Genomic DNA, 6,371 nt, shown 5'->3' with positions numbered 1-6,371 from the left:
CCAACGTCGCGTTCCAGCGCGACCTGGGCTTCAACACGGTCGCCGAGGTCGCGTACGTGACCAACATCGGGCGGAAGTTCTGGCGCAACCGCACCACGAACAACATCCCGATCAACGCCTACGCGAACCCGGCGAACCTGTTCAACAACGAGCCGGTCACGGCCAACCTCATCCGCCGCGACTACCGCGGCATCGGTCAGATCAGCTACCTCACGACCGACGAGGACGTGCTGAACTACAACGCGGTGCAGACGAGCGTGCAGCGGCGTCTGACGCACGGCCTGCAGATGGGCATGGCCTACACGTTGTCGTACAACCGCGGCGTCCAGGGCTGGGACTTCATCACGGAAGAGCTCGGCGGCAAGCAGGGGCTCCGTGACTTCTACTACGGTCCGCCGGGAGGCAACCCGACGGGCGTCGACACCGGCGTGCAGGATCGCCGGCACTCGCTGGTCGTCAACTACAGCTACCAGGTGCCGAACCCGCTGTCGAACGTGCCGGTCGCCAAGTACATCCTCAAGGACTGGGAGGCCTCGGGCGTCGTCCAGTACCTGAGCGGTGCAGCGCTGAACCCGTCGTGCGGCACGAACCAGTCGGGCGTGGCGAACACCGACCCGACCCTCTCGGGCGGTCCGACGGGCCGCTGCGAGCTCGTCGTCGGCGAAGATGCGTTCAACGTGCCGGCGTGGACGGGCGATCCCGCGACGCACGACGCGTTCCGGCCGCACTTCAACCTGGCCGCGTTCCGGCGTCCGCTGCCGAGCAACGGCCAGGGCAACCTCGGCAACGTGGCGCAGGGCTACCTGCGTCACCCCGGCTGGCAGAACTGGGACTTCACCCTCGCGCGTCGCATCCCGGTGCAAGTCGGCCGCGGTGGCAGCGTGCGCGTTCAGGCCCAGTTCTACAACATGTGGAACCAGGTCCAGTTCCAGCGCATGGCCGCGTCCTACACGTTCAGCACCACCGGGAACACCAGCACCACCACCGGCCAGTACGACCAGTCGACCAACCCGTTCAACTTCGGGTTGACCGTCCGGTTCGACTACTAGACCGGCTGACGCTCCGGCCGCCTCGGCGGCCGTTGGACACGGACGCCCCGATCACCGACAGGTGGTCGGGGCGTTTTCATTTGGCTATTCGGGCAGCTCCCGCCCCTTCGTTTCGGGCGCCCAGATGAGCGCCACGACGCCGACGAGGTACACGCACGACATCATGATCGCGGCCGTCCGAAACGACATCACCGTGGCCAGGTAGCCGAAGAGCATCGGCGCCGGCGCCGCCAGATAGCGCACCGTGTTGTAGCAGAAGCCGACGCCCGTGCCTCGCAGCCTCGTCGGAAACAGCTCCGGGAAGTAGATCGAGTAGCCCGCGAAGACACCCAACTGGGCGAAGCCCATCACCGGCAGCATCCAGTACGCATCCGACGCGCTCTCGAGCGAGCCGAACACGAACATCGTCACGAACATGCTGAGCAGGAGCGCGAACAGGAACGCGAGGCGGCGGCTCACCCACGACGCGATCAGCGTGAACACGAGCATGCCGACGAATGCGCCCATGTCCTGGAAGGCCGTCGCCCACCCGCGCACGCGATCGACGACCGGCTGCGGCTCGCCCTGGAGCGCGGTCGAGATCAACTCGGGCGAGAAGAAGCCGATGCCCCACAAGCCGATCATCCCGGAGACGCCGAGGAAGACCCCGACGAGCGTGTTGCGCCGCCAGCGCGGGTCCCGAAACAGCTCGGCCGGCGAGCCGACGGCGTGGCGCGCGCCGGCAGAGGCCCTGGCGGCCAGCCACGACTCAGGCTCGCGCAGCGCGAAGACGATCGGCACGACGAGCAGCGCAGGCAGCAGCCCGACGAAGAAGAGGATGCGCCAGCCCGACCAGTCGCCGGCGTAGGCCGCGGCGCCGGGCGGCACCTGCAGGCTGACGAGCGATCCGATGATGTTGCCGAGCGCCGACAGCGCCTGCAGCAGCCCGAGCGCGACCGCGCGAAATGCGCCCGGCACGCTCTCGGCCACGAGCGTCGTCGCCGCGCCGAACATCCCGCCGACGCCGAGGCCGGCGAGGAATCGATAGACCGTGAAGTCGAGCCATCCAGTCGCGATGCCCGACAGGCCCGTGAACCCGGAATACACGAGCAGCGTCGCGACCATCGTCTTCACGCGGCCGAGCTTGTCGCTCATCATCCCGAACAGGAGCCCGCCGGTGGCCCAGCCGAGAATCATCGACGTCGTCGCATAGCCGCTGTACGTCTTGAGCGACGCGAGCGCGGCCGGATCCGCCGCGAGCAGCTCGCGCAGCGCGGACTCCCGGGCCAGCACGAAGATCCGCTGGTCCATGCAGTCGAACAGCCATCCGCAGGACGCGATCGTGACGACGAGCCAGTGGTACGGCGTGACGCCGTCGAGCACGCCGGCGCGTGGCTGCGCAAGTGGCGCCGAAGCCTGTGGGAGTGACATGGTCCTCCGTCGCGGTGATGGCCGCGGCTGCTGCCGCGCGGCGCGGCAGCCCGGAATCTAGCCGGCGCGGCCGACCAGCGCGGCCAGCCGTTCGCCGCAGATCACGCTCGCTTCGAACTTGTCGCCGCGCGGGCCGCGCCAGTGCGTCTCGAGGCTGATCCACCCGGCATATCCGTCGCGGACCAGCGCGGCGATCTGCCCGCGCCAGTCGACGCCCATCTCGCCGATCGGCCCCCACTCCGGCGTGAACGCCTGCACCGGCACGCGGCAGTCCTTGGCGTGGACGTGCACGATGCGCCCGGCCGGCAGGGCGCCGTAGCCGTCGGGATACGGCGTTTCTCCCAGCAGCGTCGCATTGGCCGGATCCCACACGACGCCGAGCGCGGGATGGCCGACGACGTCGAGCACGCGCGCCGTCTCGGCGCCGGTTCCGACGTTGCACGCCGCCTCGTTCTCGAGCCCGATGATCAGCCCGCGCCGCGCCGCCCGCTCCGCCAGCTCGGCGAGCGCCTCGCCCACGCGATCCATCGTCTCCTCCGGCTCCACCGTCCGCCAGTACGAGAACACCCTGATGACGCGCGCGCCCATGCGTTCGGCGATGTCGAGCGCCCGCTCGGACAGGCGGGGCTGATCGTCGTACGTGTAGGGCGCCCCGAACACGTCCTGCTGCAGCCGTGCATCGACGGGCGGCGCGTCGGGCAGCACGCACTTCAGCAGCGGCGAGGCGATGCCGACGATCGACAGGCCTCGGGCAGCGATCCGGCGACGGACGTCGTCCACCTCCGCGGGGCCGAGCTCCAGGATGTTGCGGCCGTCGATCACGCGCAGCTCCGCGCCGGTCATGCCGACCGACGCCATGCCGTCGAGCGCGCGATCGAGATCGGGCGAGAACTCGTCCGTGATGGCGGCGAGAGCGATCATGGCAAGGCGCGCATTGTATCCGACGCGCGTGCGCGAGCGGCGCCGCCTGGCGCGACGCGGCCGGCGGCGGCTATCATCTGCCGATGTCCGGCGACAGGTGGAGGCCCAGTGGCAGACGATAGGTTCTCGCTCGCCGGCCGCGTGGCGATCGTCACCGGCGGCTACGGCGTGCTCGGCGGCGTGCTCGCCGCGAGCCTCGCCGGCGCCGGCGTCCGCGTGGCCGTCGTCGGCCGCCGGCGCGATGCGCTCGATGACAAGATCCAGGCGCTTCGTGAGGCGGGCGGCGACGTGCTGCCGATCGTCGCCGACGTGGTGGACGAGGGCCAGATGGCCGCAGGCCGCGACGAAGTGCTGCGCGCCTGGGGGCGGATCGACATCCTGATCAACGGCGCCGGCGGCAACGTGCCGGCCGCGCGCAACGACGGCCGCCCGATCTTCGACGTCCCGCTCGCGGCCTTCGACGACGTGCTGCGCCTCAACCTCCACGGCACGATCGTGCCGTCGCTCGTCGTCGGCCAGGCGATGGCCGAGCGGCGCGCCGGCGTGATCGTCAACCTCTCGTCGATGGCCGCCGATCGCGCGATCACGGGCGCGATGGGCTATGGCGTGGCGAAGGGCGCGATCGACACGTTCACCCGATGGCTGGCCATGGACCTCGCGCGCCGGTACGGGGCGGGCCTGCGGGTCAACGCCGTCGCGCCGGGATTCTTCCTCGGCAACCAGAACCGCCGGCTGCTCGTGAACGAGGACGGCGCCTACACCGATCGCGGCCGCACGATCGTCGACCTCACGCCGATGGGCCGCTTCGGACGGGCCGACGAGCTGGTCGGCCCGGTGCACTGGCTGTGCAGCGACGCCGCGTCGTTCGTCACCGGCGCGGTCATCCCGGTGGACGGCGGCTTCAGCGCCTTCAGCGGGGTGTGATGCACCCCGATCGCTTCTTCGACCCGGAACCCGGCGTCCGGGCCGTCGCACGCGCGCTCTACGAGGAAACGCGCGCGCTGCCGCTCATCTGCCCCCACGGGCACGTCGATCCGGCCATCCTCGCCGACGACCGGCCGTTTCCCGAGCCGACGTCGCTCGTCATCCTGCCCGACCATTACATCCTGCGCATGCTCTACTCGCAGGGCATCGCGCTCGACGCGCTCGGCGTCGCGCGCCGGGACGGCAGCGTCGAGGCCGTCGATCCTCGCGCCACGTGGGCCACGCTGGGCGCGGCGTATCACCTCTTCCGCGGCACGCCGACCGCCGCGTGGCTCGACTACCAGATCGCCGAGGTCTTCGGCGTCGATCGCCCGCTCGGGCCCGACACGGCGCTGTACGTCTACGACGCCATCGCCGAGCGGCTCCGGTCGCCCGCGTTCAGGCCGCGCCGGCTCTTCGAGCGGTTCAACGTGGAGGTGCTGGCCACGACCGACGCGGCCGCAGACACGCTCGATCACCATCGGCGCATCCGCGAGTCGGGCTGGCCGGGACGCGTCATCCCGACCTACCGTCCGGACGCGCTGTTGAAGATCGCCTCGCCTGGCTGGCCGCACGAGCTCGAGCGGCTGGCTCGCGTCTCGGGCCGCCGGATCGTGGACTACGCCGGCTTCGTCGATGCGCTCGTCGATCGCCGCCGCGCCTTTCGATCGCTCGGTGCGACCGCCACCGACCACGCCGTCGAGGCGCCCCGAACCGGCTGGCTCGAACGCGACGACGCCGACCGGCTCTTCCGGTGCGCGTGCGACGGCCGGGCGGCGCTCGACGACGAGCGCCGGTTCGAGGCGCACATGCTGATGGAGATGGCGCGCGCGTCGGTCGATGACGGGCTCGTGATGCAATTGCATCCGGGCTCGCTCCGCAACCACGACGCGGCGCTGTTCGAGCGGTTCGGCGCCGACCGCGGCGGCGACATCCCGATCGCGACCGAGTTCACGCGGAATCTGATGCCACTGCTGAATGCGTTCGGCAACGATCCGCGATTCCGTCTGATCCTCTTCACCCTCGACGAGGCCACGTACTCGCGCGAGCTCGCGCCGCTCGCGGGCCACTACCCGGCCGTCCGGCTCGGCCCGCCGTGGTGGTTCCACGACAGCATCGAGGGCATGATCCGCTTCCGGCGCCAGACGACCGAGACCGCGGGGATCTACAACACGGCCGGCTTCAACGACGACACGAGGTCGTTCTGCTCCATCCCGGCACGCCACGATCTGGCACGGCGCGTCGACGCCAACTGGCTGGCCGGCCTCGTCGCCAGGCACGTCGTGAGCCAGGACGACGCTCGCGAGATGGCGCGCGCGCTGGCCTACGATCTCGCGAAGGATGCCTACCGCCTGAAGGACTGCTAATGTATGAGCCCGTGGTGTCCGACATCCTCACGCGGATTCGACGAACCCGCCTCGTGCCGATCATCACGATCGACGATCCGTCCAAGGCCGTGCCGCTCGTCGACGCGCTCGCCAGCGGCGGACTGCCCTGTGCGGAGGTGACGTTTCGCACGGCGTCGGCGGCCGAATCGCTCCGGCGCATCACCGGCGAACGGCCAGACCTGCTCGTGGGCGCCGGCACGGTCCTGAGCCCGGAACAGGCGGCGCTCGCGCAGTCGTGCGGCGCCCGCTTCGTGCTGTCCCCGGGCCTGAACCGACGCGTCGTGCGCTGGTGCCAGGATCACGGCCTGCCGATCTTCCCCGGCGTCTGCACGCCGACCGACATCGAGATGGCGCTCGAACAGGGGCTCGAGGTCGTGAAGGTGTTCCCGATCGAGCCGATCGGCGGGCTTCCCTATCTCAAGGCCATCGCCGCGCCTTTTCCCACGCTCGAGTACCTGCCGACCGGCGGCATCAGCGCGGCGAACCTGGCGGCGTACCTCTCGTTCGACAAGGTCGTGGCTTGCGGCGGATCGTGGATGACGCCGGCGGCGTGGATCGCCGCGGGCGCGTTCGATCGAGTGCGCGACGCCGCGCGCGATGCCGTGGCGGCTGCCCGGCCGGCGGCGGCAGGACGCTGACG

General features: G+C 70.5%; 6 protein-coding genes. 4 read left to right on the top strand and 2 right to left on the bottom strand.

Going from position 1 to position 6,371, the window contains the following annotated elements:
- Positions 1–1,049, top strand: a 1,049-nt coding sequence (locus IT184_18385; protein MCC7010786.1) for a hypothetical protein, incomplete at its 5' end; no start/stop codon positions are given.
- A gap of 84 nt (positions 1,050–1,133) precedes the next feature.
- On the opposite strand, the gene IT184_18380 is transcribed toward IT184_18385, so the two are convergent.
- Together IT184_18380 and IT184_18375 are read right to left on the bottom strand one after the other, a co-directional pair.
- A complete protein-coding gene (locus IT184_18380; GenBank protein ID MCC7010785.1) occupies positions 1,134–2,459 on the bottom strand; it encodes an MFS transporter in 1,326 nt (441 codons plus the stop codon).
- A 57-nt stretch (positions 2,460–2,516) separates the two neighbouring features.
- Complete coding sequence (locus tag IT184_18375) at positions 2,517–3,380, bottom strand: sugar phosphate isomerase/epimerase (GenBank protein ID MCC7010784.1); 864 nt, start codon at positions 3,378–3,380, stop codon at positions 2,517–2,519.
- A gap of 108 nt (positions 3,381–3,488) precedes the next feature.
- Between IT184_18375 and IT184_18370 the strand changes: the two genes are divergently transcribed.
- From IT184_18370 to eda, 3 genes are read left to right on the top strand one after another with little or no spacing between them, the layout of a single operon-like run.
- A complete protein-coding gene (locus tag IT184_18370; GenBank protein MCC7010783.1) occupies positions 3,489–4,304 on the top strand; it encodes an SDR family oxidoreductase in 816 nt (271 codons plus the stop codon).
- The gene (gene uxaC / locus IT184_18365) at positions 4,304–5,710 is read left to right on the top strand and encodes a glucuronate isomerase (protein MCC7010782.1); all 1,407 of its coding nucleotides are present in this window, start codon (positions 4,304–4,306) and stop codon (positions 5,708–5,710) included. The genes IT184_18370 and uxaC overlap by 1 nt, the downstream gene beginning before the upstream one ends.
- Before the next feature lie 14 nt (positions 5,711–5,724).
- On the top strand, positions 5,725–6,369 hold the full coding sequence (gene eda / locus IT184_18360) for a bifunctional 4-hydroxy-2-oxoglutarate aldolase/2-dehydro-3-deoxy-phosphogluconate aldolase (GenBank protein MCC7010781.1): 645 nt from the start codon (positions 5,725–5,727) through the stop codon (positions 6,367–6,369).
- Positions 6,370–6,371 lie beyond the last annotated feature (2 nt).

This window comes from Acidobacteriota bacterium (assembly GCA_020853395.1).
GTDB lineage: Bacteria > Acidobacteriota > Vicinamibacteria > Vicinamibacterales > SCN-69-37 > JADYYY01.
Note: the sequence above shows the minus strand (reverse complement) of the source record. Positions and strands in the feature narration are given on the sequence as shown.